Origin of the sequence: Luethyella okanaganae (assembly GCF_042660285.1) — a bacterium.
Classification (GTDB): Bacteria; Actinomycetota; Actinomycetes; order Actinomycetales; family Microbacteriaceae; genus Luethyella; species Luethyella okanaganae.
Map to the genome: position 1 here is coordinate 149,078 of NZ_JBHSTP010000001.1, position 16,443 is coordinate 165,520.

General features: G+C 66.0%; 11 protein-coding genes. 8 read left to right on the plus strand and 3 right to left on the minus strand.

The window, feature by feature from the left end; genetic code table 11:
• Positions 1 to 9 precede the first annotated feature (9 nt).
• Both ACFQB0_RS00720 and ACFQB0_RS00725 read right to left on the minus strand, forming a co-directional pair.
• The gene (locus tag ACFQB0_RS00720; protein WP_386726307.1) at positions 10 to 642 is read right to left on the minus strand and encodes a SipW-dependent-type signal peptide-containing protein; all 633 of its coding nucleotides are present in this window, start codon (positions 640 to 642) and stop codon (positions 10 to 12) included.
• A gap of 6 nt (positions 643 to 648) precedes the next feature.
• Positions 649 to 1,269, minus strand: a complete 621-nt coding sequence (locus tag ACFQB0_RS00725) for a SipW-dependent-type signal peptide-containing protein (protein ID WP_386726310.1) — start codon at positions 1,267 to 1,269, stop codon at positions 649 to 651.
• Between the two features lie 378 nt (positions 1,270 to 1,647).
• On the opposite strand from ACFQB0_RS00725, the gene ACFQB0_RS00730 reads away from it, so the two are divergent.
• From ACFQB0_RS00730 to ACFQB0_RS00755, 6 genes are all read left to right on the plus strand, one after another.
• On the plus strand, positions 1,648 to 5,142 hold the full coding sequence (locus ACFQB0_RS00730; protein ID WP_386726311.1) for an IPT/TIG domain-containing protein: 3,495 nt from the start codon (positions 1,648 to 1,650) through the stop codon (positions 5,140 to 5,142).
• A 342-nt stretch (positions 5,143 to 5,484) separates the two neighbouring features.
• Positions 5,485 to 7,752 (plus strand): DNA polymerase III subunit gamma and tau, encoded by a 2,268-nt coding sequence (locus ACFQB0_RS00735; protein ID WP_386726312.1) that lies wholly within the window; start codon positions 5,485 to 5,487, stop codon positions 7,750 to 7,752.
• A 3-nt stretch (positions 7,753 to 7,755) separates the two neighbouring features.
• Positions 7,756 to 8,352, plus strand: coding sequence for a recombination mediator RecR (recR, locus tag ACFQB0_RS00740; RefSeq protein ID WP_386726315.1), 597 nt, complete (start codon positions 7,756 to 7,758; stop codon positions 8,350 to 8,352).
• A gap of 114 nt (positions 8,353 to 8,466) precedes the next feature.
• The gene (locus ACFQB0_RS00745) at positions 8,467 to 9,729 is read left to right on the plus strand and encodes an aspartate kinase (protein ID WP_386726318.1); all 1,263 of its coding nucleotides are present in this window, start codon (positions 8,467 to 8,469) and stop codon (positions 9,727 to 9,729) included.
• A gap of 204 nt (positions 9,730 to 9,933) precedes the next feature.
• Positions 9,934 to 10,983, plus strand: a complete 1,050-nt coding sequence (locus ACFQB0_RS00750; protein ID WP_386726321.1) for an aspartate-semialdehyde dehydrogenase — start codon at positions 9,934 to 9,936, stop codon at positions 10,981 to 10,983.
• A gap of 430 nt (positions 10,984 to 11,413) precedes the next feature.
• Positions 11,414 to 12,010, plus strand: a complete 597-nt coding sequence (locus ACFQB0_RS00755; RefSeq protein ID WP_386726325.1) for a diguanylate cyclase domain-containing protein — start codon at positions 11,414 to 11,416, stop codon at positions 12,008 to 12,010.
• 303 nt (positions 12,011 to 12,313) lie between these two features.
• Here the strand turns inward: ACFQB0_RS00755 and ACFQB0_RS00760 are convergent, their stop codons facing one another.
• Positions 12,314 to 13,156 (minus strand): response regulator transcription factor, encoded by an 843-nt coding sequence (locus tag ACFQB0_RS00760; protein WP_386726327.1) that lies wholly within the window; start codon positions 13,154 to 13,156, stop codon positions 12,314 to 12,316.
• 194 nt (positions 13,157 to 13,350) lie between these two features.
• Between ACFQB0_RS00760 and ACFQB0_RS00765 the strand changes: the two genes are divergently transcribed.
• Positions 13,351 to 14,898 (plus strand): malate:quinone oxidoreductase, encoded by a 1,548-nt coding sequence (locus ACFQB0_RS00765; RefSeq protein ID WP_386726330.1) that lies wholly within the window; start codon positions 13,351 to 13,353, stop codon positions 14,896 to 14,898.
• A 1,087-nt stretch (positions 14,899 to 15,985) separates the two neighbouring features.
• Entirely contained in the window at positions 15,986 to 16,393 is a 408-nt protein-coding gene (locus ACFQB0_RS00770; RefSeq protein WP_386726333.1) for a hypothetical protein, read from the plus strand.
• Positions 16,394 to 16,443: the final 50 nt, after the last annotated feature.

A 16,443-nucleotide genomic window follows, 5' to 3' on the forward strand; every position in this document is an offset into this window, starting at 1 on the left:
CACCCCGATCTACGAACTGGAGGTTGCGCCGAGTTTCCATACCAGAGTCGCCGTCGTGCCCTGGAAGGTGTTCGCGGCAGAGGCGATTACGCGCACTTCGAAGCAGAACCGAACCTCGCCGCCGGCCGCGGCGAGGGGGCTGCTCACTGGAGACGCAGGGACGGAACCGGCCGCGATGTACGTCGATGCGCCGCCCGCGATGAACGTTCCGCCGGTGAACGCCGTGGAATCGCAGTTCGTCGTGGTGGCGGCGGTGCGGACGGCACGGTATTCGAGCGCGGGCACGAGCGCACCGGACGGCGCGACCGAGTCGAGGGTGATCGTCCCGCTCACCGTCGTCGGAGACGTCGTGCGTACATTGACCCATGCGAACGCGGATGCCCCCGGCGACATGGCACTCGCGTTGAACGCGAGGAGGGCCGCACCCGGCGCCGTGTCGTGGCTCCCCCAGCTTGTCGTCGCCGTCATCGACTCCGTGCTGAAGGTGCTCGCGGCGAACGAGCCGCTCGCGTACTCGGTGTCCGTCCACGCGGCCATCGTGAGCGTCGCTCCGACGCCGAGGACGAGCGCGCCGGCGAGCACCGCGCGGAGTCGCGTGAACCCGACGTCGTCGTCTCGTGACGCCGATCTGTGGCGACTCATGTTCGGCTAGGGGATCGGAGTCGTCGACACGGCTGTGAACTCCCACAGCACGCTGCCCGAAGCGGTTCCAGGCGGTAGAGAAGTCGACGGTGTCACCCTGAAACAGAGGTCGACCGGAGTGGAGACCGCGACGAGCGGGATGATGCCTGCGGCCGAACTCGTCGTGGTCGCAGCATCCGTCACGAGCGCCACTCCGCCCGCGAAGGCCGCCGCATCGCATCCGAAGGTCGCGGTGCTCACGAGGGAGTAGTTCAGCGACCCGGCGATCGGTGCTGCGCTACTCGCGGCGATGCTCACACTAGCAGCATTCGTCGATCCGGCCTTGAGCTGCACCGCGAAGGCGGCGTAGACAGGCTCGTCCGGTGCGAGCTTGTTTGCGTCGAGCGCGAAGGCGAGGGTCGCAGCGGAGGCTGCCGGCTCGTGGTCGCCGAAGGTCGTGCCGTCGGTGCTGCCCTCGATTTCGAAGCTGCCGGCGGCGAAGGTCCCGCTGGCGAACTCGGAGTCATTCCACGCGGCGAGCGTGATGGCGGCCCCGACCCCGAGGGCGAGTCCTCCGGCGAGAACGGCTTTGAACTTGCGGCTCGGTCCACGTCGTGGCGGTGACGAGAAGAGTTCGGATTGATCCATGATGCCCCGATTCGCGCATGATTGTCGTCAATGACATTGCTGAATTGCTATACGATCTCGGGTCGACTTTCCGAAGATTGCCGCATCGTAATGCGATCACCGTAGCGTACGTCGAGAGGAATATAAACTCCGGAAAGCACAGATCCCCGTATTTGGGAAGCTGAGGAAATTTCTCTTGCAGCGAAGCCGGTGTGACGGCTACGGTGTGACGGAAGTATTTCGATGGATTGCGGGGCGGGGGCCCAGTAGTCGCAGACGCCGGGTACGTCGTGGGAGAGAACCGTGCGTCGTTTCATCGATTCCAGTCCAAAAAAACCCCGTCATCGTGCGTCACAGTCTTCGCGCAGAGCATTCAGGCTCGTCGCTGCCACGGTCATCGTGGGTTTGTTCGCGAGCGGAGGAATCTATGTCGCGCAGGCCGCGCCAGGCGACTCCTCGCATGCGGAAGGACAATTCCTCTCCGGTTCGTTGATCGACCTCAACACAGCCCTCGTGGCGAGCCTGGGCGGCGAGACCGCGACGAGCGACGGCACATCCGATGTCACGAACGCGAACAATCTCGACCTCGGCGTGCTCGGGCTGGTCAACATCAATGTCCCCGGCGGCATTCAGATTCCGCTGAACCTCGCCGACGCCGGCGTGGTCTCGCAGTATGCGAGCGCGCTCGCGAACGGCTCCTCCGTCGGGGCATCCGGCCTGGTCTCCGACAGCGGCGACATCGGCACTGGTATCACTCCGGCTCCGGGAGTCGCACCAGGACCACTGCACCTCAGCCTCGGTCAGGTCGTGGGCTCCCTCGGCCTCCCGCCGACGACGCTCGCGGAACTCGCCAATCTGGAGCTCTCCGTCGATGCAGTCGCTGGCCGCGCGAGCCAGGCTGCTCCCGCAGCCGCGAGCGGCAGCTACGACATCGCGGATGCGCAACTGAGCTTCGACAGCCCGACGGTCGCAAATCTCGTCGGCGCGATCAACACGCAGGTCGCTGGGCTACAGACCACGGTGGACGGTCTCGACGCGACCCTGACCAGCGCGCTGAGCGGACTGCTGTCTTCGCTCGGCGTCGTCTCGGTCAATCTCTCGGTGAGCGCCCCGAACCTCGCCGCGACCATCAGCGGGCTCACGACGGGCCCGCTCGCGGATCCCGCCTACCCGGGGGTGACGCTCGATCTCGCGACCGGCACTGTTACCGTCGATCTCGACCAGATCACCGCCCTCAACGGACTCCCGGCGAACACGGACATCCTGACGGACGCGACGATCAACACGATCACCGACCGGGTCCTCGGCCTCGTCACCGGCCTTCTCACGAATGTGGAGGCCGCCCTGCTCAGCGCGGTCGACGGGATCACCGTGCAAGGCTCCGCCTCGCTCCTGGGGTTGGACATCCTGACGCTCGACACCACCGTTGGGGCACTCCTCGCCGGCGACACGAGCGGCCTCGTGCTCCTCGGCACAGGACTCACGCTTCCCGGTGGCCTCGGCACGGTGCTCGCCGCCCTCACCCCGCCGCTCACGGCGCTGACCGACGCGATCGGCGCGCTCAGCGGCACCGTACTGGCGCCTGTGACGAGCACGCTCATCCCGGCCCTGAAACCGGTGCTCAACGAGGTGCTCACCCTTACGGTCAACAATCAGTCGACCGCAGCCGGAGTCTTCACCGAGACCGCGCTCAGAGTCACCGTTCTGCCGCTTGTCGATGCGCTCGAACTCGATCTGGGCACCGCCAGGGTCGGACCGAACGCACTCGACCCGGCGTCATCGATCTCGTCGCTCAGCCCCACGAGTGGTCCTGTCGTCGGCGGGACGGTCGTGACGATCACGGGGACCGGGTTCACGGGTGCGACCGGTGTCACGTTCGACGGGCTCGCCGGGACGGCGTTCACGGTGAACAGCGACACGCAGATCACGGTCACGAGCCCACCGCATGCGGTCGGCCCCGTGAACGTGATCGTGCTCGACCCCAACGGCGACTCGGCTCCCGCCACGTTCACCTACATCGCTGCGGCCGCGATCACCGGGCTCAGCCCCACGAGTGGTCCTGTCGTCGGTGGGACGGTCGTGACGATCACGGGGACCGGGTTCACGGGTGCGACCGGTGTCACGTTCGACGGGCTCGCCGGGACGGCGTTCACGGTGAACAGCGACACGCAGATCACGGTCACGAGCCCACCGCATGCGGTCGGCCCCGTGAACGTGATCGTGCTCGACCCCAACGGCGACTCGGCTCCCGCCACGTTCACCTATCTGCCCGCTGCGGCGATCACGGGACTCACGCCCTCCGAAGGTCCGGAGACCGGTGGGACGGTCGTCACGATCACGGGGACCGGGTTCACCGGTGCGACCGGTGTCACGTTCGACGGGCTCGCCGGGACGGCGTTCACGGTGAACAGCGACACGCAGATCACGGTCACGAGCCCGCCTCACACGCCGAGTGTCGTCGACGTTATCGTGACCTCGCCGAACGGCGATTCGGCACCGCAGGGCTTCAGCTACCTGCCGGTTCCTGCACTCAGCTCGCTCTCGCCGACGAGCGGTCCCGAAGCGGGCGGCACGGTGGTGACGATCACGGGCACCGGGTTCACGGGTGCGACGGGTGCGACATTCGGTGGCGTCGCCGGATCGGCGTTCACGGTCGTGAACGACACGACGATCACGGTGACCTCCCCTCCAGGAACCGGCACGGTCGATGTCGTCGTGACGGGGCCGGGCGGAACGTCCGGGCCGCTGCCGTTCACGTACATCCCGGCGCCGACGATCTCGTCGATCGTTCCCCCGAGCGGTCCGGAGACGGGCGGCACGGTGGTGACGATCACGGGCACCGGGTTCACGGGGGCGACGGGTGCGACATTCGGCGGTGTCGCCGGATCGGCGTTCACGGTCGTGAACGACACGACGATCACGGTCACGACACCGGTGCATGCACCGGGTGCCGTGGCTGTGATCGTCACCGGTCCCGGGGGCTCTTCGGCACCGGGCACCTTCACCTTCACCCCTGTCACCAGGGTCGACGGTGTGGATCCAGGGTCGGGGCCTGTCGGCGGCGGCAACACGGTCACGATCAGCGGCCAGTGCTTCACCGGCGCGACGAGCGTCACCTTCGGCGGAGTCCCGGCGACGAGCTTCACGGTCGTTGACGATGCCACGATCACCGCGGTGGTTCCCGCGGGAGTCGGCGTGGTCGACATCCAGGTCGTCGGTGGCGGCACATGTGGCACCGGCACCCTGCCGGGCGGCTACGAGTACCTGCCGGCACCGGATGCGACCTCGCTCACTCCCGATCACGGGCCGGAGACCGGTGGTACCGTCGTCACGATAATCGGCACCGGGTTCACGGGTGCGACCGGCGTCACCTTCGGCGGGGCGCCGGGCACGGGCTTCGTGGTGGTGTCTGACACAGAGATCCGTGTCACGAGCCCGGCCCATGCTCCCGGCGTTGTCGACGTCGTCGTGGCCGGGCCGGGAGGGGTGTCCGATCCGCTGCCGTTCCTCTACGACGCGGTGACGGTTGTCGACACGGTCGACCCGGGGACCGGTCCGGAAGCGGGTGGGACGACTGTGACGATAACGGGCAGATGCTTCACCGGGGCGACAGCGGTACGGTTCGGTGACAAGTCGGCGCTCAGCTTCACTGTCGTGAGCGACACCGTGATAACGGCAGTCTCGCCCGCGGGCACCGGCATCGTGCCGGTAACGATCGTCGGGGCGGGCGCGTGCGGCACGGGAACGCTCCCCGGTGCATTCGCCTACAAGGCGTCTGGCGGTCTTGCAGCGACCGGCGTCGACGGCGCTCTGGCGGCCGTCCTCGGCGCATTCGTCCTTCTTATAGGCGGCGTTGGCGTGCTGCTGGTCAGGCGTGGACGGCTCTCTAGTTAGCCGTTCATGAGTGCTGCGGTCCTGGCCAATCCCCCGCTGGCTGGGACCGCAGTCACATCGTCGCCTCTTTCTCTCCTCGTCGACCCGGTGTGGTGCGATCGACGGTCGGCGCGAATGTCCCCTAGTGGAGACACGAGCACCAGAACGGGTCGCGAGAAGAAATAGACGTGGTGACTACTGCGCGGGCGGCGCCCGACACCCTCGGCGTTAGTCGCGCGGCCGGCCGACACGGCCCTTCCCCGCGGTGTGCTGCCGGATGCCGGCACGAGCGCTGTGAGCGCCTCCGAGCTCCGACGTGGCCCGCACGACCCTGCTGTCGGTGCCGCCAAGTAGCATTGACGCGTGGTCACCGCTCTCTATCGCCGTTATCGGCCAGAAACCTTCGCCGAGATGATCGGACAGTCACAGGTGACCGAGCCGCTCATGACCGCCCTGCGCACCAACCGCGTGAACCACGCCTACCTGTTCAGCGGGCCGCGCGGCTGCGGCAAGACGACCTCGGCGCGCATCCTGGCCCGCTGCCTCAACTGTGCTGAGGGGCCGACGGACACCCCGTGCGGCGTGTGCCCGAGTTGCGTTGAGCTCTCGCGCGACGGCAGCGGGTCGCTCGACGTCGTCGAGATCGATGCCGCGAGCCACGGCGGCGTCGACGACGCTCGCGATCTGCGCGAACGCGCCATCTTTGCCCCGGCGCGAGATCGTTACAAGATATTCATTCTCGACGAGGCGCACATGGTCACCGCGAGCGGCTTCAACGCCCTGCTCAAGATCGTGGAAGAGCCGCCGGAGCACGTGAAGTTCATCTTCGCGACGACCGAGCCCGAGAAGGTCATCGGCACGATCCGTTCGCGCACCCACCACTATCCTTTCCGCCTCGTTCCTCCGGCTCAGATGCTCGAGTACGTGCAGACGCTGTGCACCGCCGAGGGTGTGACGGTCGCCCCGGGTGTGCTGCCGCTCGTCGTGCGCGCCGGCGGTGGATCGCCTCGCGACACCCTCTCTTTGCTCGACCAGCTCATGGCGGGCTCCGAGTCGGCGACGGTCGACTACGAGCGTGCGGTCGCGCTGCTCGGTTACACGCACGGGGCGCTGCTCGACGAGGTCATCGACGCCATCTCCGGACGGGATGCCGCCGCGGCTTTCGGAGCCGTCGACCGGGTGATCCAGACGGGGCAGGATCCACGGCGTTTCGTCGAAGACCTGCTCGAGCGCTTGCGCGACCTCATCATCGTCGGGGCGAGTTCGCCCGAGGGCGCCGCCGCGGTGCTGCGGGGAGTTGCACAAGACGAGCTGGACCGCATGGCCGTGCAGGCGGCACGATTTGGCCAGGCCGAGATCTCGCGCACGGCCGACATCGTCAACGCCGCGCTCACCGAGATGACCGGTGCGACATCGCCACGGCTCCACCTCGAACTCATGGTCGCACGCACGCTCGTGCCCTCGAGCGACGAGACAGAGCGCGGCGCCCTCGCTCGCGTCGAACGCCTGGAACGCCGTGTGGGAGTGACGGACGCCGCCGGAGTCTCTTCCGCTCCTCCGCAATCCGCCGAGCGGAGCGACGCCCAGGGGAAGGCCATGGGGAAGGGAGAATCGGGCCGGGCTTCGGCGCCTCCGCAGCGTTCAGGTCCCTCGGCGGTCGAGACCGCTCAGCGCGTCTCCCCGTCTGCCGAGCGGAGCGAAGCCTCCCGAAGTGCGACTCCCGCCGGGATTTCGGTTCCGTCCCCGTCGGAGGAGCACAGTGCAACGTTCTCAGAGGAAGCGTCGGTTCCGGTATCCGGCACCACGGCGGCCATCGGCCCCGTGACCCTCCAGCAGGTCAAGGACGCCTGGCCCGAGATCCTCGACGCCATCAAGACGGCCAAGATGGGCGCGTGGATCGTGCTCCTGACGGCGACGGTGCGGGAACTCCGCGACGGCGAGGTGCTGGTGCTGTCGTTCCCGAGCGAGAAGGACGTCGACAACCTCAAGCAGGCGGCGGCGCCCGGGCAGGGGGTCGGCGACTATCTCAAGCAGGCGGTCTCTGCCGTGCTCGGCTTCACTCCCAGGCTCGTCGCGAAGGTCGACGGCAGTCCGGCGGCACCGGCGGCTCCAGACCGCGCTCCGGCTCCCGCAGAGTCTGGTCGGGATGAGGCGGCTCGGCTGGTCCAGTCGGGTTCTGTGTCGCCTGAGCCTGAGCCTGAGCCTGAGCCTGAGCCTGAGCCTGAGGCATCGCCATCGGCCCAGGTTCCGGCACCGGCTGGCGGCTGGGCGGTCGTCGCGATCCCGAGTTCCGACCCAGCCATGCCACAGGGGGAGGTCGAACCCGCGTTCCCGCGCGATGAAGACGCTCCGCCACTCGATGACGAGCCGCCTTTCGAGCCGCCGGTTGCCGAGCAACCGCCCGTCGCCGCGTCACCGGCCCGACCGGTGGCGGTCGCCGATCCGTCTCGGGCGTCGGAGCCTGCAGCGCGGACGCCGCCACGCGCAGCGACTGTCGGCGGTGCGTCATCCGTGGACGGTGTTCAGCGTTATGGGGAGTCCGTCGTCCGCGAGATTCTCGGCGCCACGTTCATCGAGGAGCAGGCGCACGATAACACGGTGCGCGTGACCGCGAGAGACCAGCAGGGCTAGCCGGTGTACGAAGGAATCGTTCAGGAACTCATCGACGAACTCGGGCGGCTGCCCGGCATCGGTCCGAAGTCTGCGCAGCGTATCGCGTTCCACATTCTGCAGACCGAGAACTTCGACGTGACGCACCTCGCCGAGATCCTCATGACCGTGCGTGACAAGGTGAGATTCTGCAGCATCTGCGGCAACATCGCTGAGGAGGAGACATGCTCGATCTGCCGTGATCCTCGTCGCGACCCCGCTCTCATCTGCGTGGTCGAGGAGGCGAAGGACGTCGTCGCGATCGAACGCACGCGTGAGTTCCGCGGGCTCTACCACGTGCTCGGGGGGGCGATCAGCCCGATCGACGGCGTCGGCCCCGACGAGTTGCGCATCCGTCAGCTCATGCAGCGCCTCGCTGACGGCACGGTACAGGAGGTCATCATCGCGACGGACCCGAATCTCGAGGGCGAGGCGACGGCGACCTATCTCTCTCGGCTTCTCACGACACTCGAGATCCGGGTCACCCGGCTCGCATCCGGCCTGCCCGTTGGTGGTGATCTCGAATACGCCGACGAGGTCACTCTCGGACGAGCATTCGAGGGGCGGCGTGTCGTCAGCTGAGCGGCATCCGAATCGCGCCGCGTGGTCCTGGGCGTCGCGTATAGTCAGCTCGGCATGCATCGGCAATTATGATGGACTTTCGGGCAGTTGTCGCTTTCCCATCAGGAGAACCACGTGAGCTTGATCGTGCAGAAGTTCGGCGGATCGTCCGTTGCCGACGCGGAGGGCATCAAACGCGTCGCCAAGCGGATCGTCGAGACGCGCAAAGCCGGCAACGACGTCGTCGTCGCCGTTTCGGCGATGGGCGACACCACCGACGAGCTGCTCGACCTCGCGCACGAAGTCGCGCCTCTCCCCGAGCCGCGGGAGCTCGACATGCTGCTCACCGCGGGCGAGCGCATCTCGATGGCGTTGCTCGCAATGGCCATCAAGAGCCTCGGCTACGATGCGCGCTCCTTCACCGGCAGTCAGGCGGGCATGATCACGGACGCCCGCCATGGCGCGGCCCGCATCGTCGATGTCACCCCCGTTCGCCTGCGTTCGGCGGTCGACGAGGGTGCCATCGTCATCGTCGCGGGCTTCCAAGGCTTCAACCGCGACACCAAAGACATCACGACCCTCGGTCGCGGTGGTTCCGACACGACCGCGGTGGCTCTCGCCGCGGCACTGGAGGCCGACATCTGCGAGATCTACACCGATGTCGACGGTGTGTTCACGGCCGATCCTCGTGTCGTGCAGAAGGCCAGGAAGATCGACCGCATCACGAGCGAGGAAATGCTCGAGCTTGCGGCGGCTGGCGCCAAAGTCCTCTATATTCGTGCTGTGGAATATGCTCGCCGTCATGGTGTGACCCTGCACGTGCGCTCCTCGTTCAACAACAACGAGGGCACCATCGTCTACAACCCAGCCGAGGGAGAAACCGTGGAAGAGCCGATCATCGCAGGAGTCGCGACCGATATGAGCGAGGCGAAGATCACGGTCGTCGGCGTGCCGGACATCCCGGGCAAAGCGGCCTACATCTTCAAGATCGTCGCGAAGACAAATGCCAATGTCGACATGATCGTGCAGAACGTGTCATCGGCGGCCGGGCTCACCGACATCTCTTTCACCGTTCCCAAGTCCGACGGACAGGCCGCTCTCACCGCTCTCACCAACGAGCAGAGCAACGTGGGATTCAAGAGCCTGCAATACGACGACCAGATCGGCAAACTGGCCCTCGTCGGTGCGGGGATGCGCACGAACACCGGTGTCTCGGCCAAACTCTTCGAGGCGCTCTACCAGGCAGGCATCAACATCGAGATGATTTCGACGAGCGAGATCCGCATCTCGGTCGTCACCCGTGCCGACACGCTCGCCGATGCGCTTCGCGCCGTGCACTCGGCCTTCGGCCTCGATGGAGACGAAGACGCCGTCGTGCACGCGGGAACCGGTCGCTAGACGCTGTGCGGCGGCTGGCGCGCTTCGCGACATCCGCCCTTCCAGCACCGCCGCGCGCCTGACGACGCACAGCAACGACGACTTCCGTTCATAACCCGTCAATTCCTGCCAGAGTTCGTGGATTCGGCCCGTTTCGGGCCGTCTCTGCGAAAATTGCCTGAGTCGGGATGAGCGCCAAATACAGCACGAAGTGAGGACACAGAAGTGAGCAGCAGCCAGGGCATCAACGTCGGCGTCGTCGGCGCAACCGGTCAGGTCGGAGCAGTCGTGCGCCAGCTCCTGGAGGAGCGCGATTTTCCTGTGGCGCAGATCCGCTACTTCGCGTCGGCGCGCTCGGCCGGCACGACCCTGCCGTGGCGCGGCGAGGATGTCGTCGTCGAGGATGCTGCGATCGCCGACCCCACCGGCCTCGATATCGCGATCTTCTCCGCCGGTGCGACGCTCTCCAAGGAGCAGGCTCCGCGCTTCGCGGCTGCCGGAGTCATTGTCGTCGACAACTCGTCCGGGTGGCGGATGGACCCTGAGGTTCCGCTCGTCGTGAGCGAGGTGAACCCGCATGCGATCGCGGAGGCCAGGAAGGGCATCATCGCCAACCCGAACTGCACCACGATGGCGGCCATGCCCGTGCTCAAGGTGCTGCACGAGGAGGCCGGTCTCGAGCGGCTCGTCGTCAGCACCTACCAGGCCGTGTCCGGCAGCGGGCTCGCCGGTGTCGAGGAGCTCGAGAGCCAGGTGCGGGCCGCAATGGAAGGCGAGGTGATCGGTCTGGTGCACGATGGCGGCGCCGTCGATCTGCCCGCGCCCGTCAAGTACGTGCGACCGATCGCCTTCGATGTCATTCCGCTTGCGGGCTCCATCGTCGACGACGGCGACTTCGAGACCGATGAGGAGAAGAAGCTCCGCAACGAGAGCCGCAAGATTCTCGAGCTGCCGGGACTGCTCGTGAGCGGCACCTGCGTGCGTGTGCCCGTGTTCACAGGTCACTCGCTCTCGATCAACGCGGAGTTCGCCAATCCCCTCTCCGTCGAGAAGGCGAAGTCGTTGCTCGCGGACGCCCCAGGCGTCGTGCTCACGGACGTTCCGACACCGCTTGAGGCAGCGGGCAAGGATCCGAGCTTTGTCGGGCGCATCCGTCAGGATCCCGGTGTTCCCGACGGACGCGGCCTCGCTCTCTTCATCAGCAACGACAATCTGCGCAAGGGCGCTGCGCTCAACGCCGTGCAGATCGCCGAGCTGGTGGCGGCGCGACTCTAGGACGTCGTTCGGCCTCCTGCACTGACAAGTGCTGCCATACGCGTCAGCATTCGCTCGAAGGCTCCGCCGTCGACTCGTTGCTTTCGCAGGATCGAGGCCTTCGCCCGCCACGGGGCGGGGACATGCTCGGCTCGTTCCCTGTCGGGTCGGGACACGGCCTGCTCGCGAGGGTACCCGGGCGTTATCCTCGATGTCATACGCGCATCCGTCGACAAGCCGGTCGGCTCGTCGGCTCTCGACCGCTCGGTGGCGCTGTCGCAAATGCTCTTCGGAGTCGTCGTCCTCGCGGTGCTCGCGGTCACCCAGTTCTTCGAACCAGGCCGCGTCGACTCCTTCCTGTTCTTTCTGGGCATAGCCATCACCATCGTCGTGAGCGCCTTCGCGGTTCTCGTGTCGTGGCATCCGGTTCCGGGCGCGGGGTCGTGGAGCCGTGTTCGCCTACACGGCCGACGGTGTGCTCGAAGCCGAGTCCTATCGCCGCGTTCTGACCGACTGGCTGGAACGCGCGGGGTATCACGACGAGCAGCTCGCGATGATGCATGTGGCCCTCGACGACATCGGGGAGGTCAATGTGGCCTTCGGCGCGGTCATCGGCGAGTCGTTCGCGCAGAACCTCATAGCGCTCACCCGTCGGTTCGCTTCGCCGCATTCCATCATCGGGGCTGACGGACCGAGCCGGCTGCTCGTCGCCGTGCCCGCGATCGATGCCGCAGCGGCACGCTCTGCAGCGGAGACCATCCAGGAAGGACTCCTCGAGACGCCATCCGACAGGGTGATCGGGTTGCGTCCGACGGTGAGCATCGGCATCGCGTTGTCGGACTACCTCGGTCACGGATTCGACGACCTCGTCGTCACGGCCCGCAAGGTGTCGGCAACTGCGGCAGCGGCCGGGGGCCGCGTGCTCGTCGATGTGACCGTCTCGGAGTCCTGGGCGGCCGCTGCCGCGATCAGGCGGTTGAGCTTCGATGGTCGCCAAGCCACGATCGGCGAAGAGAGGCGGATCGCGACACCGTGCCCTGAATCTTGAGGGAATCCTGAGTCGATCCTGCAGCATTCTCGTGCCGGTTCAGAGCTTGCCGCGTCAGACTTGACACTTGCAGCGAGGAATCGATGCACCCGATCATGGTCGGGAAGGAGAGAACGCATGTTTCTCACACACCCGCTCGGCCGAGACGCCAACATCGTCGGCTCAGCAGGACAGACGCTACATCCGATCACAGCCGCTTCTCGCTCCCGAACTTGAAGCGTATGCGAATGACTTCATCGCCGGCGTCATGCGCTCCCCACCTACCGGGCCACGATCGGCTGCGTCGTTCCCGCTCTCCGTCGGCTAGGTCTTCTCGGGTGCCGTCAGCCGGTAGCCGACGCCGCGCACGGTCTCGATCCATCGTGGTGTCGTGGGGTCCTCGCCGAGCTTGCGTCGCAGATTGGCCACGTGCACCTCGATCGCGCGCTTGTCTGCGTCGCTCACGCAGTGCGACGTGGCATAGCTTTCTCCGCGCAGCATGAGCGCGAGATCGGCCTTGCTCCTGACGCGCTGACCCGATTCGAGAAGCGCATGCAGCAGGTCGAACTCGCTGCGGGTGAGCAGGATGTCGATGCCTCCGAGGCGCACGAGTCGCATTTCGGGCTGCAGGGACAGCCCTCGATGCCTGAGCCAGTCCGAGCGGGGGCCGCCGGTGTCGGGATACGCTGCATCGTTCGTCGCAGACACCGATGCGGGGAAGGGCTTGCCGCCGTCTTCTCCGGACAGTCCGCCGAGCGCCCCTTCGTGCGTCGGAGACGCTGGGCCCGAGCGTGGACGCCGCAGCATCGCTTCGACGCGGGCGCGCAACTCGCGGGGCCGAAACGGCTTGGTCACGTAGTCGTCCGCGCCCGAGTCGAGCCCCTGCAGGATGTCGATCTCATCGCTCCGCGCGGTGAGCATGACGATGTAGGTCGAGCTGAACGCGCGGATACGCTTGGCCGCTTCGAATCCGTCGATACCGGGCATGCTCACGTCGAGCGTCGTGACCAGCGGGTCGTGCATGCGCACGGCTTCCACGCCATCGAGACCGTTGCCGGCCGAGACGGTGTCGAAGCCTGCCTGCTCGAGCACGGTCTCGAGCAAGCACCTGATGTCGACGTCGTCCTCTATGATCACGGCGACACGGCGTTCCGAACTGTTGCTCACGTGCGTGGTCTCCCCCAGGTGTGTTTCGTCCCTGCGGCCAGGATATGGCACCGCTCGTTTTGCTGCCCCGAACCTTTCTCTTCAGTCCCCGTCCCCCGGGTTCCCACCCCAACCCCGCGTTGTCCCGCTCATCACCCTTCTGCGCGTCGTGTGATCAGAGGGCCGTAGCGGTCGGCGGGACCAACGGCAGGAGGATGTCAGCGTTTGGAGGGCCGCAGCGGTCGTGCGCGAAGCGGACTCCGAGCGCCGGTAGACTGAGAACCGTGAATTCTGAGGCACCCGTCGATGTCGTCCTGATCGGCGGCGGCATCATGAGCGCCACTCTCGGAACGCTGATCAAGCAGCTGCAACCCGATTGGTCGATCCGTGTATACGAGCGCCTCGGTGCGGTGGCACAGGAGAGTTCCAACCCGTGGAACAATGCCGGCACGGGCCACGCAGCCCTCTGCGAACTCAACTACATGCCCGAGGCCGCCGATGGCGGTGTCGATGCTGCCAAGGCCGTGAGCATCAACGAGCAGTTCCAGGTGAGTCGCCAGCTCTGGTCGTATCTCATCGGGGCCGGCGCCCTGCCGGAGCCCCACAACTTCATCAACGCGACGCCCCACATGACCTTCGTGCATGGCGAGGCGAACATCGGATATCTGCGCAGGCGCTACGAGGCATTGAAGGATCAGCCGCTCTTCCACGGGATCGAGTTCTCCGAGGACGCAGGCAAGGTCGGCGAGTGGACTCCGCTCATCACCCTCAAACGTCCGAAGAAGCAGAAGATCGCGGCGACGCGCATCGAGGCGGGAACCGACGTCGACTTCGGGGCGCTCACTGGGTACCTGCTCGACGACCTGGTCGCGCGCGGCGGCGAGGTGCACGTGAACCATCACGTCACCGGCCTCAAGAAGCTCCCAGACGGCACGTGGCGCATCAAGCTCCGCCACACGGTCGGCCGCACGCCCAAGGTCGTCAATGCCCGCTTCGTCTTCGTCGGCGCGGGTGGAGGCGCGCTCGCTCTGCTGCAGCACTCCGGAATCCCCGAGGTCAAGGGTTTCGGCGGGTTCCCGATCTCGGGCCAGTTCCTGCGCACCACCAATCCGAAGGTCGTGGCGCAGCACCAGGCCAAGGTCTACGGCAAGGCGGCGGTCGGTGCGCCCCCGATGTCGGTTCCGCACCTCGACACTCGCGTCGTCGACGGCGAGAGGTCGTTGATGTTCGGGCCGTACGCGGGCTTCACTCCGAAATTCCTCAAGACGAGCACCTGGCTTGATCTGCCGTTCTCGGTACGTGTACACAACCTCGGCCCCATGCTGGCGGTGGCCTGGCACAACTTCGACCTCGTCAAGTACCTCGTGGGTGAGCTGCTCGCCAGCCGCGCGAAGAAACTCAAGGCGCTTCAGGAGTTCATGCCTACCGCCACGATGAAGGACTGGGAGCTCATCACAGCGGGCCAGCGGGTTCAGGTGATGAAGAAGGACCCGAAACAAGGCGGGGTGCTGCAGTTCGGCACGGAGGTCATCGCGGCAGAGGACGGATCGATCGCCGGGCTGCTCGGCGCATCGCCGGGCGCCTCGACAGCGGCGTCGATCATGCTCGACCTGCTCGCACGATGCTTCCCAGGCCAGATGACGGCGTGGGAGCCCAAGATCCGCGAGATGATCCCCAGCTATGGCCGCCGGCTCTCCGACGACCCTCATGAGGCGGCTGCGTCGCTCGCCGCGACCGCCGCTGTCCTCGGTATCCCCGCCTAAGATGTTGGCCGCCGCTGCCCGGCGCCTACCCCCGTACGCCGCTTCGGTGTCCCTCGACGGGGTTAGCTGAGATCCTGCGTGCCACTTTGTGCGTTCTGCGCCACCTCGGGTGGCGCAGAACGCACAAAGTGGCGAACACGGTAGAGACCCAGCATTCCGGGAGGAGATCTTGCTCAACATTCGAAACTATGTTCTGGGTAGCTGTCTAGGTGAGGTGGAGCCGAGACATTGCGGGACCGGTAGTTTGTAGCTGAGTCGAGTGCCGACCGTAACCATCACGAACGAGGGTGAATTGCTCGGTTGCCACTTGGGGAGACCACGCGAACCCATGAGCAATGCTCATTACCATCTGCTCTCTTGACAGACCCTGGCGGGGCGCGCGAACCTCTATGTCAATTCGGAGTTCTGAGTGACTCTGGCGAAATGGAGACAGCGATGCCCCTACGGAGTGCCTCCAGCCCGAACACGCGCTTTGGATGGCGGCAACGGCCAGCGGCACTCGTGACTGCGGTGATCGGTGCCGTACTCTTCATCGGATTGAGCGCCGCCCCGGCCGTGGCTGATCCAGGCAAGCCTGCGACCAGCCCCGACGTCATCCATGTGTGCGGCGAGGAATCGCTCAATTTGGCCCGTCAAGATGGCACCGAAGTGGCTGGACTGGAACTGGCGCGTGCTGTTGCCGCGGTCCGAGACTATTGCCTTGGGATCGGTGGTCGAATGCCAACTCCCGATCAGGACACGGTCACGCCGATGGGCACCGCATACGGCATCTATATCAGGAACAGCACACAGTCGACGAATGTAACCTGCCCGTGCGGGCCCACGTACCGTTCCTGGTCGATTGACGTCAACGCGACGGGCGTCCCGTACAACGGCACACTGAACAATCTCAATGTGATATGGCGTGTAGGCCCGAGCTCCGGCGCTTGGCAGCTAGGACCCTCACTTGGAATCACTACGTACGGGACGCTGCCGACGGTAGCCGGGACAATGTCCACCACCTAGTACGTCACCAGTATCGCGACACTCTACAAGGCAGGCACGACCAAAATCGATCAAGTCCAGGCCATAGCTCCATAGGTTCGGTGTGAGCTCAAGCATCATGGTGACGACCGCCTCCAGTATCGAGGCGGTCGTCACCGCGGAATTTACCGAATCGAGAATCGAAATCACCGCCACCGCGGTCTGCTCAGACGCGACACGGGCGTTCGATCAGGAGTACGAGCGGGATCTATCGCTCTACCTCGAGCAGGCTCGGCTCAAAGGCATTTCGTCAGCGGGGTTACCTCCGCGCAATGGCGCAGAAGCGTACCTGAGCGAGATCACGATAACGCCACCCGACGAGCTTCGCGGTATCGGAAAACTCGTGTGCTTGACCGGCGGAACAGGCACTGAGTGGGTGAGGCGCTGGATATGGAACAATTGCCGTCCTCAGCGGGGATGGTCCTTTGCTATCACTCTCGAGGGACAATCGACGATGCTCCTTCTTGAGTAGCGCGCTCGTGGCCGGGAAAGAACTCGCTTATCCCTCGAGTTGACTCCCGC